This window comes from Thermogemmatispora argillosa, from assembly GCF_059696725.1.
The window spans coordinates 3,030,948-3,048,492 of the sequence record NZ_AP019377.1 but is presented as its reverse complement, the minus strand read 5'-3'; the positions used below and the strand labels follow the sequence as shown (position 1 = coordinate 3,048,492).

At 59.3% G+C, this 17,545-nt stretch carries 12 protein-coding genes; 3 read left to right on the top strand and 9 right to left on the bottom strand.

Features of this window, described 5'->3' with window-relative positions; translation table 11 throughout:
* Nucleotides 1–269: 269 nt before the first annotated feature.
* Nucleotides 270–1,088 (top strand): DNA methyltransferase, encoded by an 819-nt coding sequence (locus AC6H1L_RS11865; protein ID WP_497597713.1) that lies wholly within the window; start codon nucleotides 270–272, stop codon nucleotides 1,086–1,088.
* Nucleotides 1,089–1,277: 189 nt separating this feature from the next.
* Nucleotides 1,278–3,272 (top strand): DUF6909 family protein, encoded by a 1,995-nt coding sequence (locus AC6H1L_RS11860; RefSeq protein WP_497597712.1) that lies wholly within the window; start codon nucleotides 1,278–1,280, stop codon nucleotides 3,270–3,272.
* Here AC6H1L_RS11860 and AC6H1L_RS11855 read toward each other — a convergent pair.
* On the bottom strand, nucleotides 3,265–4,314 hold the full coding sequence (locus tag AC6H1L_RS11855) for a serine/threonine protein kinase (protein ID WP_497597711.1): 1,050 nt from the start codon (nucleotides 4,312–4,314) through the stop codon (nucleotides 3,265–3,267). The genes AC6H1L_RS11860 and AC6H1L_RS11855 overlap by 8 nt on opposite strands.
* Before the next feature lie 344 nt (nucleotides 4,315–4,658).
* Here AC6H1L_RS11855 and AC6H1L_RS11850 point away from each other — a divergent pair, with 344 nt between their 5' ends.
* The gene (locus AC6H1L_RS11850) at nucleotides 4,659–6,065 is read left to right on the top strand and encodes a hypothetical protein (RefSeq protein WP_497597710.1); all 1,407 of its coding nucleotides are present in this window, start codon (nucleotides 4,659–4,661) and stop codon (nucleotides 6,063–6,065) included.
* Nucleotides 6,066–6,180: 115 nt separating this feature from the next.
* Here the strand turns inward: AC6H1L_RS11850 and AC6H1L_RS11845 are convergent, their stop codons facing one another.
* The 8 genes from AC6H1L_RS11845 to AC6H1L_RS11810 all read right to left on the bottom strand — a co-directional run bounded on the left by AC6H1L_RS11845 (nucleotide 6,181) and on the right by AC6H1L_RS11810 (nucleotide 17,314).
* Nucleotides 6,181–7,485 (bottom strand): DUF58 domain-containing protein, encoded by a 1,305-nt coding sequence (locus AC6H1L_RS11845; protein ID WP_497597709.1) that lies wholly within the window; start codon nucleotides 7,483–7,485, stop codon nucleotides 6,181–6,183.
* Nucleotides 7,482–8,441: an AAA family ATPase gene (locus AC6H1L_RS11840; RefSeq protein ID WP_497597708.1), complete on the bottom strand. Its 960-nt coding sequence runs from the start codon at nucleotides 8,439–8,441 to the stop codon at nucleotides 7,482–7,484. The genes AC6H1L_RS11845 and AC6H1L_RS11840 overlap by 4 nt, the downstream gene beginning before the upstream one ends.
* A 382-nt stretch (nucleotides 8,442–8,823) precedes the next feature.
* Nucleotides 8,824–11,145: a hypothetical protein gene (locus tag AC6H1L_RS11835; RefSeq protein ID WP_497597707.1), complete on the bottom strand. Its 2,322-nt coding sequence runs from the start codon at nucleotides 11,143–11,145 to the stop codon at nucleotides 8,824–8,826.
* Nucleotides 11,146–11,940: 795 nt separating this feature from the next.
* Nucleotides 11,941–12,729, bottom strand: a complete 789-nt coding sequence (locus AC6H1L_RS11830) for a hypothetical protein (RefSeq protein WP_497597706.1) — start codon at nucleotides 12,727–12,729, stop codon at nucleotides 11,941–11,943.
* A 512-nt stretch (nucleotides 12,730–13,241) separates the two neighbouring features.
* Complete coding sequence (locus AC6H1L_RS11825) at nucleotides 13,242–14,201, bottom strand: glycosyltransferase family 9 protein (RefSeq protein ID WP_497597705.1); 960 nt, start codon at nucleotides 14,199–14,201, stop codon at nucleotides 13,242–13,244.
* Nucleotides 14,202–14,208: 7 nt separating this feature from the next.
* Nucleotides 14,209–14,604: a hypothetical protein gene (locus AC6H1L_RS11820; protein ID WP_497597704.1), complete on the bottom strand. Its 396-nt coding sequence runs from the start codon at nucleotides 14,602–14,604 to the stop codon at nucleotides 14,209–14,211.
* A gap of 3 nt (nucleotides 14,605–14,607) precedes the next feature.
* Entirely contained in the window at nucleotides 14,608–16,353 is a 1,746-nt protein-coding gene (locus tag AC6H1L_RS11815; RefSeq protein WP_497597703.1) for an ATP-binding protein, read from the bottom strand.
* A 232-nt stretch (nucleotides 16,354–16,585) separates the two neighbouring features.
* Nucleotides 16,586–17,314: a DUF8166 family protein gene (locus AC6H1L_RS11810; protein WP_497597702.1), complete on the bottom strand. Its 729-nt coding sequence runs from the start codon at nucleotides 17,312–17,314 to the stop codon at nucleotides 16,586–16,588.
* Nucleotides 17,315–17,545 lie beyond the last annotated feature (231 nt).

Here is a 17,545-nt window from a genome sequence, read left to right as displayed (position 1 = left end):
GCCGGTCCCGCAGACAGGATCAGATCAGGGGCCAGTTGCCTGCGCGCGGACGACAGCTAGCCCAGGGAGAAGAAAGGAGACGTTGCCAGGGGGAAACGCCGGCCAATGGGGTAACCGGCGTCATTGGTAACGTCTCCCACAGGAGAACGCGCGAGCCAGCCAAAATCAGAGCAATAACTTGCCTGTCTAGCCACGATCTCTTTGCTCGGTAACGACGATATCAACGGGAGGGTGATGTGGATACCGAGAGTGTCTCACAGAAAAACACCTTGAACGAGTTGACCGGGGCTGAGTGGCTCTATTTCACGAAGAGCATACTCATCACCAATTATCCCTCTGTCTATGGGCACGAGCTGCGCAAGGCCCACGGGGCCAACAAGCCGCCCCAGCTGATGAGTCAGCTCATCGAGTTTTTCACGAAGCCAGGCGAGTGCGTGCTCGACCCTTTCGCAGGCGTTGGCGGCACGCTCATCGGCGCCTCTATCTGCAAGAAGCCGCGTCGGGCCGTCGGCATTGAAATCAATCCTCGCTGGGTAGAGATTTACCAGCGTATCCTGAGCGAGCACCCTGACTCGCTGCAGCCCCAGACTTTGATCCAGGGCGACTGCCTGCAGGTTATGCAGGAGTTCGCCGATAATTCCTTTGATTTTATTGCCACCGATCCCCCGTACAATATTCACTTGGCCCAGACCATGAGCAACGGGCGCTACGCCGCCGCCTTCCCTAATCGTCGCACCGACTACTATATGCGCTCGGATGACCCGCGCGACCTTGCCAATCTGGCCAGCTACGATGCTTATCTAGAGGCAATGGAGCGGGTTTTTGCTCAGTGCTTTCGCGTGCTCAAGCCGCGCAAATATATGGTGGTGATTGTGCGCAACGCCTATCAACACGGCGAGTATATTTTCACGCACGTGGACCTTGCGCGGCGCGCTCGGCAGCAGGGCTTTATCCCGAAAGGAGAGATTATCTGGTATCAAGCCGGCACACGCCTGCGCCCCTACGGGTACCCCAATGCCTACGTTCCGAATATTGCCCATCAGTATATCGTTGTGCTGCGCAAGCCAGCCGCTCATCGCCACAGCTAAGCCTGGCTGTTTAGCCAGTATGCTGCCTGAGACCAGACCAGGTCGGCTCTGCTTGAACTGGCGCCCCGCCCTTTGGCCATAGCAAGTGGACAGCATAGGTTATAATTACCAGAAAGCAACGCACAGGCACCGCTCAGATTAGCTTTGGTAGTAGCGCAGCAGAGGAGAGAGAAGAAGAGGACAGAGCCTATGCCTAGGAAGAAGCCAACACCTCCACGCCGTATCCCCGAGCGTGATGCCTTTGAGCCACGCGAGCGCATCGAGGAGTACCTGAATGAGGAGGAGGATAGCGAGCACCTGCAGGAAGAGCTTGCAAGAGAGAGCAGCGAAGAGTATATGGTCGAGCGTGGCGAGGGACGCCATGAGGCGGGTAAACGCGATGTCGAGCTGTACATTCGAACTTACAATACCCTGTTGCGCAGCTCGGGCGAGGTGAGCCTGAAGGCACTTGTGCAAGCTCATTACAATATTGACTCCAGCTTGCACCCAGATGCTCGCTCACCTTATCCCGATATGTCAGCCCTCATCTACAGCGCCCTGCGCCTGCCCTCGGCCATCCTCTACTGCACCCACGTCTTGCTTGGGCAGTCCGAAGAAGTCTTTCTGAAACAGGGCTTCCAGGTTGACCGCTGGCAGGCTGTAACGGCTCCGGCCCGCCGCCGTAAGTGGTTCTACGATGGCAAGGAGACGCTGGCCGTCTATGTAGCCAGCGTCAGCGATACCGACGATATTGTCCCCATTCTGGTCGCCTTCCAGATCGAGTGGAACAAGCTCTATTATCTGATCAACGCCGATCCGACGACGATCCAACTGCTCTCGACGCGCATGGATCGCTCCTCGCCGGTCTTCGCGGAGATCACGCGCGTGCTGCGCCAGCGCTTACATATTGCAGCCGACGACTGGCGCCGCCTGGAAGTGGTCTGGGGTGATCGCCTGTGGGAGAACCTCCTGATCATCGGACGCCAGCGCAAGAGTTTCACGCTGCGCATGCTCGGTGGCTCCCACGTCGGCTTTGTGCGCGCAACACGTAAATGGTGGGCCCCGGTCGAGCGCTTGCTTGATTCGCTGGGATTGCGTGAGCGCCCAGTCTACTTTGTGTCAAGCAATACTCATAGCCTGGTCAATCTCACCTCCGGCTCAGTGCTGCGACGCGAGGCGGAGCTGATCGATTTCGCCCTCAGCGGCCAGGATCAGTATCTGGCTAAGGAGTGCCGCAAGCTGCAGGCCGGCGAGGTGCCCGGCAACTGGCAGAATTTCTTGTACTTTGCCGCCCGCGAGTGGGCCCGTACGCCCCAGGGCCAGGAGGCTATGCGCCAGCGCGCCGCCGAGGAGCAGGAGCGCGGTATCTGGTACGTCGGCGCCCGCCACGGGCTGGAGATCGATGCCCAGATCTTTGAGTTGGCACGCCTCCATCCAACCGATGTTGATCCGCGCTGCCGCATGCCCGGTATGGATCTGCTGGCTAAAAGCAAGGCCATTATTCTGAATATCGATTATCCGCTGGGCATGGCTGCCTATCGGATGCTGCGCGAGATCATGGAGAATATGTCAACTATCCTGGGAATCTATATTCTGGGGAAAGCTGCGACCCTCAACGGCAGTATCGGCGATGTGATGATCTCCAATGTGGTGCTGGATGAACATAGCCAGAATACCTATTGGCTCGATAATTGCTTCTCAGCCCAGGATGTGCAGCCCTACCTGATCTACGGCTCGGTCCTCGATAATCAGAAAGCTGTCTCAAGCAAGGGCACATTTCTTCAAAACCGTCAGTACTTCGATTTCTACTACAGCTCCAACTATACTGTAGTAGAAATGGAGAGCGGCCCCTACCTCAACGCTGTCTACGAGGATCAATATCTGACGCGCTACCCCATCGGCGAGAATATTAACTTCGCGCGCCTGCCCTATGATCTCGGTATTCTGCATTATGCCTCGGATACTCCCTACACCCGTGGCAAGAACCTTGGTGCCGGGAGTCTCTCCTACTTCGGCATGGACTCGACTTACGCCTGTGCCGTAGCGATCGTTCGTCGCATCTTCGAGCGAGAGATTCGCTATGTGCAGGAGAAGTACGGAAAGATAGAACAGCGTGAGGAGGTCACTGCGGCGCGCGACGGCAGGCAGTCGCCGCCCGAGTCCGGCCAGGACGATTCACGCCCAATGGAGGCCTCTGTTACTTAACCGGGCGCGAGGGATTTCGCCGACTCCAGCCGCTGCGGAGGCGCATGAGGAGGCTGCGCCACAATGGCCCCCGTCCGCGCAAGGCCTCGCTGGCGGATGAGGATGGGCGGGTTGCCTGGCCTCTTGGTCCAGCGGCTGGCGCCGCCAATGGGGAGGCACCCTCCTCGCCTGGTGCCGCTTCCCTGCTATGCTGGCCAATGGCCTGGCGATAGGCCGCCACAAGCTCGCTGGGACGCCGGAAGCGCCGGGCTGGCTCTTTCTCCATGGCCTGTCTGATGACCTCATCCAGGGCCTCGGGCAAATCCCTGCGCCAGCGACGCAGTGAGGTGACAGGGGCGCGGAGATGCTGGGCGTAGATGCCTTCGCGGGAACTGTCCCGAAAGACCGCATGTGTGGTCAAGAGTCGGTAGAGAACGGCCCCCAGAGCGTAGACATCGGTATAGGGTCCGCAGGTACGCTCGCGCAGTTGCTCTGGCGCCCGTCCCTCACCGCTGCCATAGTCGGGATAGCTCTGCGCCGCTGGTGAGGCCAGTTCGAGCAGGTGCATGACGCCGAAATCGCCGATGGCAAGGCGCCCATCGCGCAGTAGAAAGATGCAGTCTGTGCTCAGGTTCCGGTGGATGATCCCTTGCTCATGGGCATATTCCAGCCCCTGGGCGATCTGCTCCAGATAGTCGCCAATGGTGCTCAGGCTGGGCGGGCCACTCTTGGTGAGCGCTGAAATCAGCGTCTGCATGGGCAAATTGGGCGTTACCAGATAGGAACCGCCCAGATAGCTCCCGTAGTCAACCAGCGGCAGAATATGGCGATGCTGGAGGGCCGCTATTTCGCCAGCTACCTGCAGAAAGCGCTCCTGGTAGGCCGCTCGCTCTTCGGGGTCAAGGGCACATGGGGCAAGAATGAAACGCACCAGGTAGGTGCTTCCTTCGTCGGTGCTGCCCAGAAACACCGGTCCCAGCTCGTTACGTCCGACCAGTTGTTCCAGATAATAGCTTCCCAGGGTGGTACCGATTAAGCTTTCGCTGGGTGGGAACGCAAGCATAACCTTCCTATCCCTTTCCCTTCAGCCTCGCTCGTTATCTCTCGCTCGGATGTGAGTGACGCTTTGACCACAAGTCTGTCACTCCTCCTCCCTATGCAGGGTTTGTGATTCTGGCACCCTCTAGATCTGCTCTTATCACCAGCAAGAACGCGAGGGCAAGGCACTTTTGGCGGGCATGGCCAGACTGGCCGGCGCTTGTTAGTCCCCCGACACTTCCCCCATCTCGTGCTATAATAAGTCGCATAGGGAGTGCAGTTTCGCTTAGTCTTGCAGTGTGCACCTGTCCGGCCTTATCGCTCTGCGCTTGCCCCAGGCCAGCGGCAGGCTACCTTGCCAGTCTGTCCATGAACGAGCCATCCCAACAGAGCGAGCAACCGTCTGTCGAGCCTGTAGAGTTCACTGACACAGAAGAGATCTCCTTTGAGTCGCTCGCGGCTCCTCATGAGGAGCGCTCGCACTATGTGACTTTGCCTGGCGGGCGCCGTTTGCTGAGAGCAGCGGTCTGGTTCGGAGGGCTCTTGACCGCGCTGCTGCTCTGGCAACTTTTTCCCGTGGGAGAGGTCGCTCAGCAGCTTCTGAAGCTCTCCACTGCGGAGCAGAGCACAGGCGCCAATAGCGCCGCTTATTATCTCAGCGTCGATCTGCCCTGGACGCGTGTTGCCGTCGATGGGCAGCCTCTGAGTCAGAGGTCCGTGCTGGCTTTTACCGCCCCTCTTCAGTTGCTCCGTGGCTCCCACCTGATTAGCTGGCAAGCCCCACCTTTTCGGGAACAGTCATGCACGATCTCCGTGCCTCCTTCGCTGCAAGACACCTGTCTGACTTCGACCGCCCTGCTACACGGTCGACAGTCGATTCAAGTTCTCTGGCTGCGCGATCGCCTGAGCGATCTCCCCCCCTCGGCACAACAGGCTTTGTTGGCAACCTTGCGCGCCGCCTGGCAGCCTGCTGCCTGGAGCACAACGCTTGAGCCGGGCGAGCGCTATATCGACCTGAACCAGCTCGGCTATGTCGGGGTCGTTCGGCCCGGGCAGCCGTTGCGAGCTACACTGCGGCTAGAGCTGATGCTGGACCTGAGCGGACGGCATACCAGCTATTTGGCCTGCCAGAGCGGTACCCCGGATGGGGAGACCGGTGACTGCCCGATCCGTGAGGAGAACTGCTTACAGCTCTGTACGCTTCCAGCCTGGCAATGGCAGCCCTCTTCCGCCGGCGCCCTCGCGCCCTTGAATGGCTGGCACGTAGTGGCTCTGGCAACGTTTGCCTGGGATATTATCCGCCAGGACGGCCAGCCGATCGCTTTGCGTCAGCCACTTGGCCTCTATAGCTTCGCTCCCGAGACCATCCCGTTGGCCTTCAATGTCATTTGGACTGGTTCCCACTGGCAGGCTCAGCTGTTAACTGGCCCGGCTCTCAGTTCGACGCTCTTCCTTGATGGTCAGCAGGTCACGCTTGACCCGGCCTGTGTCGATGCCCAGCATAGCTTTCCCTCCTTCGACCAAACCCTTGTAGGGAGCGTTCAGCAGGTCCATTTCTTTTCGTCCGCCAACCCCGCTGAGGGGTGCTTAATGACGTTCAAGGTGAAAGGAGAGACGGCGGCTTTCCTGGAGCGCTGCGGCCTCCTGCTGGCACTCAATCCCGTGGCCCAACGCCTGCAACCTTACTGGCCCGTGGCCAACGCTACGGAACAGGCCCTGGCGGCTCGCTTGAGCCATCTACCCGGCTGGGACTGGTGGCCATGGCTACCTCAGTAGGGGCTGTCTTCTGCGCTTCTCCCCAGGGGACAGCCCTACTCGCGGTAGAGAGCGAGCCGGCTGGGTGAGGCCCCTCCCGCTAGCTAGCGACGCGCGCCCGACAGGGCCCGGCTGGCTAGGATGCCCTAAGCTGATCAGGCCCGCGCTCATAGAGGGCGAGAATAGCGCGCCAGGTTTCTTCACCTCCGACGTGCTGGACCAGTATGCCCGGCACCTTTGTCACAGGTACCTGGCCGATAGGAAGCAGGCAGACAGAATGACCACTGCGCTGGAGGCGCTCCAGAACTGTCAGCAGGGCCTCATTGATGGTACTGGTCACCAGGATCACGGTCGCCCCAAAGGGCAGGTGCGTGCGCTCGGCATTGATGACGACTTCGATAGGATCGCCATAATATGGCTCAACGCGCGCAAGCACCTCCAGCATGCGCTGACGCTGCCTGGGACCACTCGCCGGCGGCAGACGAATCACACTTGATAGCGCTTCTGAGTCTTGCTGCTGCTCGCCAGCGACCGACTCTGTCGCTGCCTTGCCATGTTCCAGCCCCGCTAGCATGCCGTTACAGTAAAGACCGACAGCGTACCCCTCTTGCAGTCCCCAGTCGGCTACAGAGGCTGCCACGCAGATGGCCAGCTCTTTTAGCTCCTCGTTTATTGCCCGATCGAGCAGCGAGAGGCGCAAGGGCATATTCAAGAATAGCACCAGCGTGTAGGTAGTGCTTGTCTCGTAGATTTTACTCTGCAGGCTCATGACACGCGCGGTGGCTTTCCAATGGACGCGCCTTAGCTCGTCGCCCTGGCGATAAGCGCGGATGCCGCTAACGCGCGCGGGGTCTTCTAGCAGACGCTGTGGAGCACGCCGCTCGCCGAAGGGATGGCGTGCCGGCAGGCCGAACCAGCTCAGGGGAAGCACCGGCGGGTAGACAAGAATCTGCTCACGGTTGTCGAGCTCCTGACGCTGGCTGGTGAAGCCGAAGAGGTCTCCGCTGCGCAGGACGGTGGGGCCAAAGGTATGCACGCCGCGCGCTAAACAGCGCATGCGATAGCTGCGCGTGATGCGCTCATACCAGCGCGGGCTAAAGAGGCTCTCGATAATGGCCCGCCTGCCGTCAGGAACGAGATGGGGGCTTAGCCCCCGAAAGACGAGCGCCAACGGTACTCGATCACTTACTTCGACCCACGGCAACGGCAGGAGCTTGGCATTCTCTACTACCTGGGTCAGAACGATCTCTTCTCCAAAGCCGGCTCGCTGGTGGCTAAAAGTGCGCCTGTATCGCAGATTCGTCAGGCAGAAGGTAGCCCAGATATCAACCAATAAGAGGACCAAGAGAAACAGCAGCCCACCGACCAGCAACAGTAGCTGATGGAAAATAACACTCATTCCCAGGAGGACAAGCGCCAAAAAGTACCAGCTACGTTTCATGGCTCAACAGGCACGGGCACGCTTGCGACGATGGTGGTCATGATCTTCTCCAGGGACTGGCCACGCAGGCTCGTTTGCCCAGTAGGAATCAGACGATGAGCCAGGACAGGAATCGCCAGACGCTTGATATCATCGGGCAGCACGTAGCTGCGCCCTTCAATGGCTGCCAGAGCCTGGGCGGCGCGATAGAGGGCCAGGGTACCGCGCGGGCTGACCCCCAGTTCAAGGGCCTCATGCTGCCTGGTCGCCCGCACCAGCTCAATCAGGTAGCCTTCGACGCTCTCCTCCATATCTACTGTGCGGACAACCTGCTGCAAGTGAGCGAGTTGCTCAGGGCTAAGTACAGGCTGCAGCTCGGCCAGCGGTTGCCTCTGGCGAAAGCGGCGCAGAATCTGGCGCTCCTCCGCAGCGTTGGGGTAGCCCAGGCGCAGACGCATAAAGAAGCGATCAAGCTGGGCCTCCGGCAGCGGAAAGGTGCCTTCCAGCTCAATAGGGTTTTGCGTGGCAATCACCATAAAGGGTCGAGGCAGAGCAATCGTCTCGCGCTCAACGCTGATCTGACGCTCCTCCATCGCCTCCAATAAGGCGGACTGGGTGCGCGGCGTCGCACGGTTGATCTCATCGGCCAGGACAATCTGAGCCAGCAGCGGGCCGGGACGAAATTCAAAGGTGCCTTGCTTCTGGTTGAAAAAGGTGATCCCTGTGATGTCGGAAGGCAGCAGATCGGGCGTGAACTGGATGCGTTGGAAAGAACAAGTGAGCGAGCGAGCAAGCGACCTGGCTAAGGTAGTTTTTCCGGTGCCTGGGACGTCCTCAAAAAGGACGTGCCCTTCGCACAGAAGCGCCACTAACAAGAGATCGATGATCTCTTCTTTGCCGACAATCACCTGCCCAATGTTCTCGCGCAGCGCCCTGGCCACTACGCTGACTTGAGCAAGCTCTTCCGAGTGAATCATGCTATTCGTCCTCTGGTCAGCCAGACAGAATCTCCACTATTAGATCAGGTTTGCACAGGCGAGGCTCGCCAGGGCACGATCGGTCAGAACGCAAGGGAGGCTCCTCTGCCAGCCTGCAAGCGCGGCGAGGAGCGCCGGCCTTAGCTTACTGGCTCCCTCTGTCCTCTCTCTACAGAGTCTGCCACGTTGGTCACGTGAGCCTTTCTCTTTGGAGATACGCCCGATTCGCGTGGGCTATCACAAACCAGACCTGGTGGCGCCGGGCGAGCCTGAGTAGACAGGAGAGGAAGCCGAAGAGAGAGGACAGCTTTAGCGCTCTCCCTGTGCCTCTCCTGCCCTCAGCAGGCCGCTGGCTGCCGCCAGGCCGATCAGCGCCTGCCCGCTAAGAGCCAGGAGGTAGCGAGGATAGGCCGATGATCGTGATGGCATTGGCGCTGGCCGGCAAATGTTTGCCCCATAGAGGTGCAAGTTGCATGCTCCTGGTCTTAGCATGGAAGCGCTTGAGAAGTAGCGCCCGCGCTTCATCCTGCGACAGGCCAGCGATGCTCTGCGCTACAGCCTGCCGCCCGGCGGCATCAAGCTGCAAGACCCACTGACCACTAGCGATGAAGAGAAACTGTGGTGCCTGGACGATGCCGAGCAAGGCTGAGGTTTGCAGTTCACCTACCCGCCCAAAGTGCGCCCCAAGGCTATGCTCTACCCGTTGCTGGAGATCCTGCTCTACCCAGCCAATCAGGGCCTGGGCATCGTAGGCCACGGCCTTGCAGCTCAATTGCCCGGTGACGGTAACCCGGCTGCTGTGGTCGCCAGCAACGTGATCGGCTTGCATCTGCACTGAGCAATCGAGCACGTCACTGCCAAGGTTCAGAAAATCTTCCCCCGCATGGAGCTGGGTCTGGAGGTGCTGTTTGACCTCTTGCTGAAGCTGCTCCGTCAGATCTCTCTGCGCGTCATTGATATCCTTCTGGGTCACCTCCGGCCCATCGTAAGCGTCAGCCCCTCCAGTGAAAGGGGCCGGATTGGAGATGTAGGCAGTAAAGCTGGGATGCGCTGCGCTTCCGCTGTAGGCATAAAAGCCGTCCAGGAAATGGGCGGGAATGTTACCCTGACTGCCAGCTTGCTCGACGATAGCATCGACAGTCGTCGATCCTTGGGAGCGAATCAGGCCGTGGTCGATGATCGCGATGTCTAAGCCGTTGCTGGCCTGGATTACCAGGGACTCATCTGGTTGGATGTCGCGGCTGACAGACGAGAAGACAAGCTTTCCTCGGGCATGGGTGGCCGGAATATTGGCATGGGCAATACTGCTGGGAAGCGTCTTAGAGCGCTTGGGGGTGGTATAGCTGAGCACTCGTGTCGCCACCTGGTGATTGGCAAAGTCATCGCTCTGGGCACGGGCAAACGTATAGGATTGCACTATCTGCTGACGCACCGGTACAATCGTCACACTGGCCGCAGTTGCAGGTAGTAAACCATAGAGCCAGATACCTCCCAATATAAGCAGCAATACAAGTATAATGGCTAGAGCTGTGCTCAGAGCTATTCGGCGCCTCCTGGCCATGAGAGCCGGTAAGCGCACTGTGCGCAGTTGGCGGGCAACGCGCGACGCAATCGCAGCAGGAGTCGTCACGCTACCAGTGAAAGCCAGGTTTTGTCTATGGCCGCCCCCGCTCTGCAGGCCGGCCGCTCCAACAGGAAATGTCTCCGCTGGGGACAGCGGTGGCGGGGTCACGGGAGTTAATGGGAGCGCAGGAGTGATCGGCGTGACTGGCCCAGAGCTGCCGCTGACAGCCGGCGACGGCGGGGGAGGAGGTGCCATGATCGTCGCTAGAGGGACATCCTCTGAGATTGCTGGCTGGTCCTGGCCCTGATCCTGACCGTGCTGAGATCCCTGAGCGCTAGCCATGACCTTATGTCGATCGATCCCCCCCTGCATGGCCGGCCCAGCCGGCCGCTCCCAACGCTCCAGCGGACTCTCTGGGAAGGGTAGCTCATAACCAAGCGCGCGCAGAAAAGCGCGGATGGAGGCGAAGCGCCGCTGAGGATCAGGGTCAGTGGCAGGCTCTAGCGCCGCCAGGTTGAAGCCAGACCTTTCCTCGTGGGATGTGGAGGCCAGCACGTCGCGCACCAGCATGGCCAGAGCGTATTGATCGCCCCGCTTGCTAATGCGGCCTTCAGGGGGACAGTAGCGAGGATGGTCCTGATCAGGCAGAGCAAAAGGCGGCTTGAGACCGCTCAGGAGCGTGCGCCCATCAGCGGTCAGCAAGACCCACTGCGGCGCTAGCTGACCATGTAGCATGTCCAGTCTGTGCGCCGCCACTAGCCCGCGACCTACCTGCTCTACTATCTGGCGCGCCTCAGCGATCAAGAGCGGCTCCCTGCTACTGCGCGCCAGACGCAGCGTTAAGGTCTCACTCCTGGTGACCAGCTCGCTCCCTTGCACCAGATAAGGGTGACCCTCCACTACGTCACCGTCGATAACGGGCACCAGCGCCGGATCGCGCAAATTGACCAGGGCTTTCACCCACTCTAAAAATTCTATATAGCTATCCCGCGATTGAAGAGCGATAGCAGGCCAGAGCTGCAGGGTGTAGAGAGCACCTGGATCATTAATATCTTCAGCAAGATAAAACAGGCATTGAGAGGTTTGCCGCAAGCAGGTCAACAGACGATAGTGTCCAAGATAGTCACCTGAGTTCTTCACTCTGCTTCTGCCTCCTTGTCAGGTCGGAGCAACAGCAGCCCGCCTGCTAGCAGAATCTCTGGCAATCATCGCGAAGAAAGCTGTTCTGCTCATTCCACTAGGGCAAGAGAAGAGCGGTTATAAGTTTGCTTCTATAAGATACCATATTCTGCAGTAACCGTGAAGCAGGAGGGCCATCTTGAGTCTTCGATCAGCGAGAGTCGTACCAGCCTGATCAAGAGGCCAGCGGAGTCCAAAGAGCCAGTGCCAGAACAGCTCATCAGTTTACATCTTGCGGCTTGCCTCTTCTCTTCACCGCCATAGGAGACGGACAGCCTCCCTTCCTCTTTTTCGCGGTTTCCGAGAGCAAGGAGCCTGTAAGGCAGGGAAAAAATAGCCGGGGGAATCCATCTCTAAAGGAGAACTTTCTGAAAAAATACAGAAAGAGTGGAAAAAGAGGCCTGCTTCTCCAGCGGGCGCCTGAATGCTTACCAGGTTCCATATCCTGCGGGCTTGCCTCTTCTACTACCTACCAGGCGCCGGGCGTATGGCTGGCCAATGCCATACCAGGGGCAGCCCAACCTGACGCCAGTGGAGCGGAGGGCCAGCACACTGGCCTTGCGGTCTTCTCTCGCCGCTCACCCTCTGTCGACGGCCGACGAAGTTAGCCTGATCATCCCTCCCTATGCGCGCCCTCAGCTGCAGTGATGCTTTCCTGCTTTCCTACGGCAGCAGTATCAGAGGAGGAGCGGCAGTACAATCAGTTAAGGCAACGGAGCAGAAGTCGGCAAGCGCCACAGCACAGAACCGCTTGCGCTAATCGGCAGGGGCAAAACCACCGGTTGTAATGCGCACAGTCACCGTATTCGAGCTGGCCGCGCCATTAGGACCAAAGACCGTGGCATGGACGCGCGCCTGTGCGCGTCGGCTCGTCGAAAAGACCTGCACATGCCACGTTAAGGTAGCCATGCCCGAAGCATCGGTAGTGCCATTGACCACGGTGACGAAGGGCGCCACATTATATGTCACTTGCAGCTGAACAAAGCTGTTTGGCTGATTCGTGATAACGGTCACCGTGACATCGCTATTATTCTCCACGGTGCTGGGGAGGCCGCTGATCTGCACCGCTCCGTTATTACCCCCGTTGCCATTATCATTCGTAGTGCGAGTCGGGCGCAGAGCGGGCGTACTCTGCACTGGAGGCTGACTACTCTCATTGCTCCCCTGACCACCCGGCGTCGGGAAGGTCGGGCGTAGATCCACCGTACCCGTCGGCGCGACCCCCGGCGGCGGGGTCAATGGTACACGTGCTTCCATGCCAGCGTTTTCCTGCATCAGAGTACTACCCACGATCACCGAGAAGATGACCCCCGCGATCAATACCAGCACACTGGCGACCATCAGGACCTTGTACGCAGGGTCCTTCTTCCAAAAGTAGCTAATCTTTCCCAGCAGCGTCGGTGGTGCGCTCTGCCGCGGACGCCGGATCAGCATTTCCGGAGCGATGTAGGTTGTCCGCTGCAGCGGATCAGCAGACCATTCCCCCGGCACCGTCCCAGGCGCCGCCGGAAGGACCAGCTTACCGGAGAGCGGTTGGTTTCTCACTCCCTGCTCATCTTGTTGCTCTTGACCTAGCATCTGGCGTTACCCTCAATCTCAACTCGCTCTCAATGAGTACTCAGCCGTCAGCCAGCCCCCTCCGCAGACAGCGGAGCGGGACAGATGTGCTCTTATTCCCTCTCATGCCACCGCTGTCCTCCACAACGAACCTCGCCCCTACGGAACGGAACAGCTACCCTCATCCTCGGAGCGCAGGGCGCACAGAGGACCAAGCGATCAGACCGACCTTCATCAGGTAGGGCCTCCTCCCTCTCACCCTCACACTCATCTCACGCTCAGCCCGTCCTCGTCTCTCTGCTTGCCTATCTCAGCACGGCGCGCAAGCCAGCCACATCTGCGATTGAGCGTGCGCTAGAGATGGCCCCCCTTCGGTACCAGGCGGCCCAGCCTCTGCCTCTGGCCAGCCCATCCTTCTATACTATACGCTTCACTGTTTCTCAGTATACAACAATGAGCCTTTATTGCTAAGGAGCAGGTACCCACAGGTAGTACACCTTCTAGTGAGCGCTTGCCAGTTGCTCAATATGCCGTACAACCACTTCAACCGCTAGTTGATCCAGCGGCTGTGCGCGCAGAGGAACCACGGCCGGCCCCAGAGGGCGCCAGATCGCGGGGTCCGTTGGCCCGAAGAGGACAACAGTTGGCACCCCGAGCAGGCCAGCCAGATGGCTGAGTCCGCTATCATTGCCCACATAGCAACGTGCACGTTGGATCTGGGCCGCCACCCGCAGCAGCGGCAGATTAAACAGTACTTTTATCCTATGCGACTGCGGCGGCGGCAGAGCACGCACCACCGCCGCAAGCTGCTCATGATCAGCCGGGCCGGCTAACAAGAGTACCGGCCAGCCATGTTCCCAGGCCCACTCAATAACAGCGGCAAAGCGAGCAGCGGGCCAACACTTGGCCGGCGAGCCGCTCCCTGGGTGCACCACCAGCGGAGCCGTGCAGAAGAGCGGCGGCTCCTGCTCAAGCACAGCCGGCGGCAGTCGATAGCAACAAGCTTCAGCAGCGACCAGCTCAGCAGCCAATCCCAGCGTCCGCGCCAGGTAGGCCGTCACATGCTTACGCTCGCCCGCCGGAGGACGGCCCGGCGCCACCGTGGCCATATGCACTTCAGCCTCGGCCAAATTGCGCCGGACACAGCCTTCAGGGTCAGCCAGCCAGCATATCACCCGCTCTGCCTGGCGGAGGCGCGTTTGCAGTTCAGCGCTGGCAATCCCATTCTCAGCAAACAGGGCGCTCCAGCGTAGATCAGCATAGTCTTCAACGCTATCGGCTACCCCTAGCCAGCGCGCCAGTGGCAGGACCTGCGCATTTCCCACGAGAGTCAGCCGGGCCGGCGGCGAGGCCGCTCGCAAGGCCGACAAGACAGGGAAGGCCAACAGCGTATCGCCAATGGCCCCAGGACGGATGACCAGTATCTCTTTGCTCTCTCCCTCTGCGTTGCTGAGACTCATGGATTACTTACCACTTCTTGGCCAACGAGAGCACCTCAACAAGCACCGCTGCAGCGCCAATAACAAGCGCCGCCAGAACACTCCAGCTATGCAGGGCGCGCAGGATCAAATTGAGAACAATACAGAGCGACATCAGGCTGCCCTGCCGTAACGCATGGCGGATGGTCGCGCGATAGAGACGGGAAGAAATGAAGAGCAAGCCGAAGAGATAGGCGAGCGGGGCCAGCGTGCAAATGAGGGCCCCCAAAAGGAGCACAAAAAAAGCCACGAAGGCCAGCAGCCCTCGTGGTGGCACAAAGTAGGTAAAAAGGAGAAAAGCCAACCAGACCGGCAGAGCAAGCCCGCCCAGGAGAAAGAGCGCCGCGCGATTGGAGATGCGAAAGCGTAGGTGTCGCTTAGCCATAGCTTATTTCAACAGGCTGAACCCCTGGTTGTTCCCCAGCGGGGCCTCCTGAAGGCGGCGGCTCTCGCGAGCCTCAGAGCTAAAGTACTTTTGCCAGATATCCGGGGCATCCTTGCTTTCACCTCCGTGACGGGTCAGACGCTGGCGGACTCGACAGATCACCGGCGTGTTGACGGCAGCCCCCGCCACAATTACCTGCCCCTTTGAGAGCGCCGGCAGATTATCCAAGAGATCCCGCCCCACTCCCTCAATGGCAGCAGCAACACTCTTCTGATCAATCTCGTTAACAATGCGCATGATGCACTGCGTCTGGCATTGGCTCAAGACGTCGGCGTCCAGCTTGCCCGGGCGCTGACTGATGATGCCCACGCCGATGCCAAACTTGCGTCCCTCGGCCAGCACCTGCTTGAGGATCTGCGTTGAGACCACTTCGGTGCCGCTCGGAGCAAAGTGATGGCCCTCTTCAAGAAGCACGAAGACTGGATAGGGTAGATAGGATTCGCCAGAGTGCACTTTTCCGCGCTCAGTGTTCATGCGCGCCTGATAGAGGCGGCGCAGAAGAGTGGCGACGATTACTTGCTGATCGCGCTCATCAACTTCATTCAACTGCAAAACAGTACATTGGCCGGGCTTGAAAATCTCGCGCAGATCCAGATGCTGGACATCATCGAAGGTGAAGCTATCGACAAAGCGCTGCTCGATACGCCACATCAGGGCGTGCACCGTACTGGAGTCGTCGGCCCCCTCACCATCTTCATCGTTCTTGCTGCGCGCTACCTTGCGAATCGCCTCCATCAGGTCCTGCGCTCCCCAGGGCGTCCCACGTTTCATTTCATTTACTTTACGCAGAGCGCGACTGAGTAGATGCTGCTGCTTCTCAGTCATCTCTGGCAGGAGATGCCGCATGTCGCCCATATTGAGCGTTGAGAGGCGTACCTTGACCTGCTCGGGCCGGTAGACCCGCACCTGGGCGCGGTAGCCCCCGCTGCCATCTTCGCCGCCCTCCTCAGAGAACTCGGGAAGATTAGGCAACTGGTCAAGCGTGCCATACTCGCCGTGTGGGTCGACGATAAGCACGCAAGCCTTATTATAGGGCCGCATCAGCTCCTCTATAATGACACTGGCCAGGTAGCTCTTGCCGGCGCCGGTGCTGGCGATGATGGCCAGGTGTGTGCTGACAAAATCCTTTACCGAAAGCACAATGGGCACTGCCCCCGGGGCCCGCGTCAGCAGCGAGCCGATAGTGGCCGAGCCTGGCTGACCGACTCGCTTGCGGCAGAGGATCTGCGCAAGCATCTCATCGTCGGCCAAGAAAATCTGTTTGCCCGACTGGGGCGGTATCCAGGGATTAATAAAGGAGCCGCTTTCGGGGTCGTAGTAGCCCATGATGGCGACATGCAGTTCGAATAGTTCGTTGGCTCGCGCATCATAGCCTACCATCGCCGCGACCTGAGCCGGCGAGACCTCCGGCTCCGCCAGAAAGGTATCAGGATAGAGCTGCAGAGGCACACGCTTGATAATGCGACCCAGCACACGCCGCGTTAGCGGCTGGGCGCCGTTTTGGCCCCACTCACCAGGCTCATCTAGCTCGTAATAGACATATTCTCCATTTTTCAGCACTTGCTCGTCATCGCGCGAGACAAAGGTATACTCGTGGGCTGACTCGCCCGGCCCCTTGGTAATGCCCACAGGCTTGCGACCCGTGCGCCCTCGCGACACAGGAGGCACATTAGCAGAATCGCTTACCATAGCCGCTTTACTCCATCTCACGTGAGAGAACTGCTTGTCCGATCTGAACCGCGCCGCCTGGCAGATGCGCCTCTCTTCTGGCCCGCTGCGTCCGTTTTGTCTTAGCCTGGCTCTGCAACGAGCCAGACGGCCAGAGCCGAGGGGGAGAGCCAGGCTGGCCGATCTGACACCCCTGGCCCGGCCCGCTGCTCTCTGCTCTGCGCACCCCCTCGCTATACGCGCTCACTCCGGTCTAGCCAGTGGTTTCAACCTTGAGACGCCAGGCAAAGTTGCGCTTGACAATCGACAGTAGAGAGAGATTTTGAGGAAATAGACGTTCTAATTGATCTATGATGCAGAGCGTGACCATTGGCAGCAAGCTATTGCGCTGGGCGATGATGTGGGGCAGATAGCCCATATGGAGATAGGGCGGCTCATCCGGCCTGTCAGGATCACTGAAGAAGTGGAAAGCCCGCACCTGCTCATCGTCCATTGTCTCGATCTCGCTGCCCAGCTCCAGCGAGAGCAGGGGGACGCCGTGCATAATAGAGAGCACCTCTGTTCGCCCCTCGGGTGTCGTTCTCTCTTGCATCATGCCGAGCACCATAACATAGATCAACACGGCGCGCTCGGCGATATAGTCGGGCGAGAACAGCTCAACCTGCGTTTCATTGGAAAGGCGTGGGCCCAGCGAGCCGAAGGTCGGATTGAGCAAGATGGTGTCGTAGATCACACCAACGGCGTAGGTTCGCGGTTCCGTACTCATACCCAGCACGCGATGCAGCTCCGCCTCTGGATCATCGCCCTGGCGTGCACGCACAGCAATGCGCACGAAGCGTCCGAAGGCGTAGTCTTCAGGCGCCGGCTCAACCTCGACCTCGCGCGGTCCATAGATCTGACAGACGTAGTTGATATGCGAGTCGGATTTGACGATCTTTCCGATGAACATGCCGATGCCTCGTGTGCGGGCATGAAGTAGCACGCCCTGTATCTATTGTACCTGTCACTGCTCTCTCTTGAGAAAAGGCTCAAGTTGCCCTTTCTTGCAGAGTGTTCCTTGTCTCAAAAAGCTGTTTTTACACCTGTGAGGGCCGTTGTCACGGGAACGGTGGACACCTACAGCCCATCTCACTGGCGGCCATTATACCATACTGGGCGTTGCGCGAGGAGGCAGGTTGCTCCTCTTGGCAGGCTGGTCACGTCAGGATAGCAG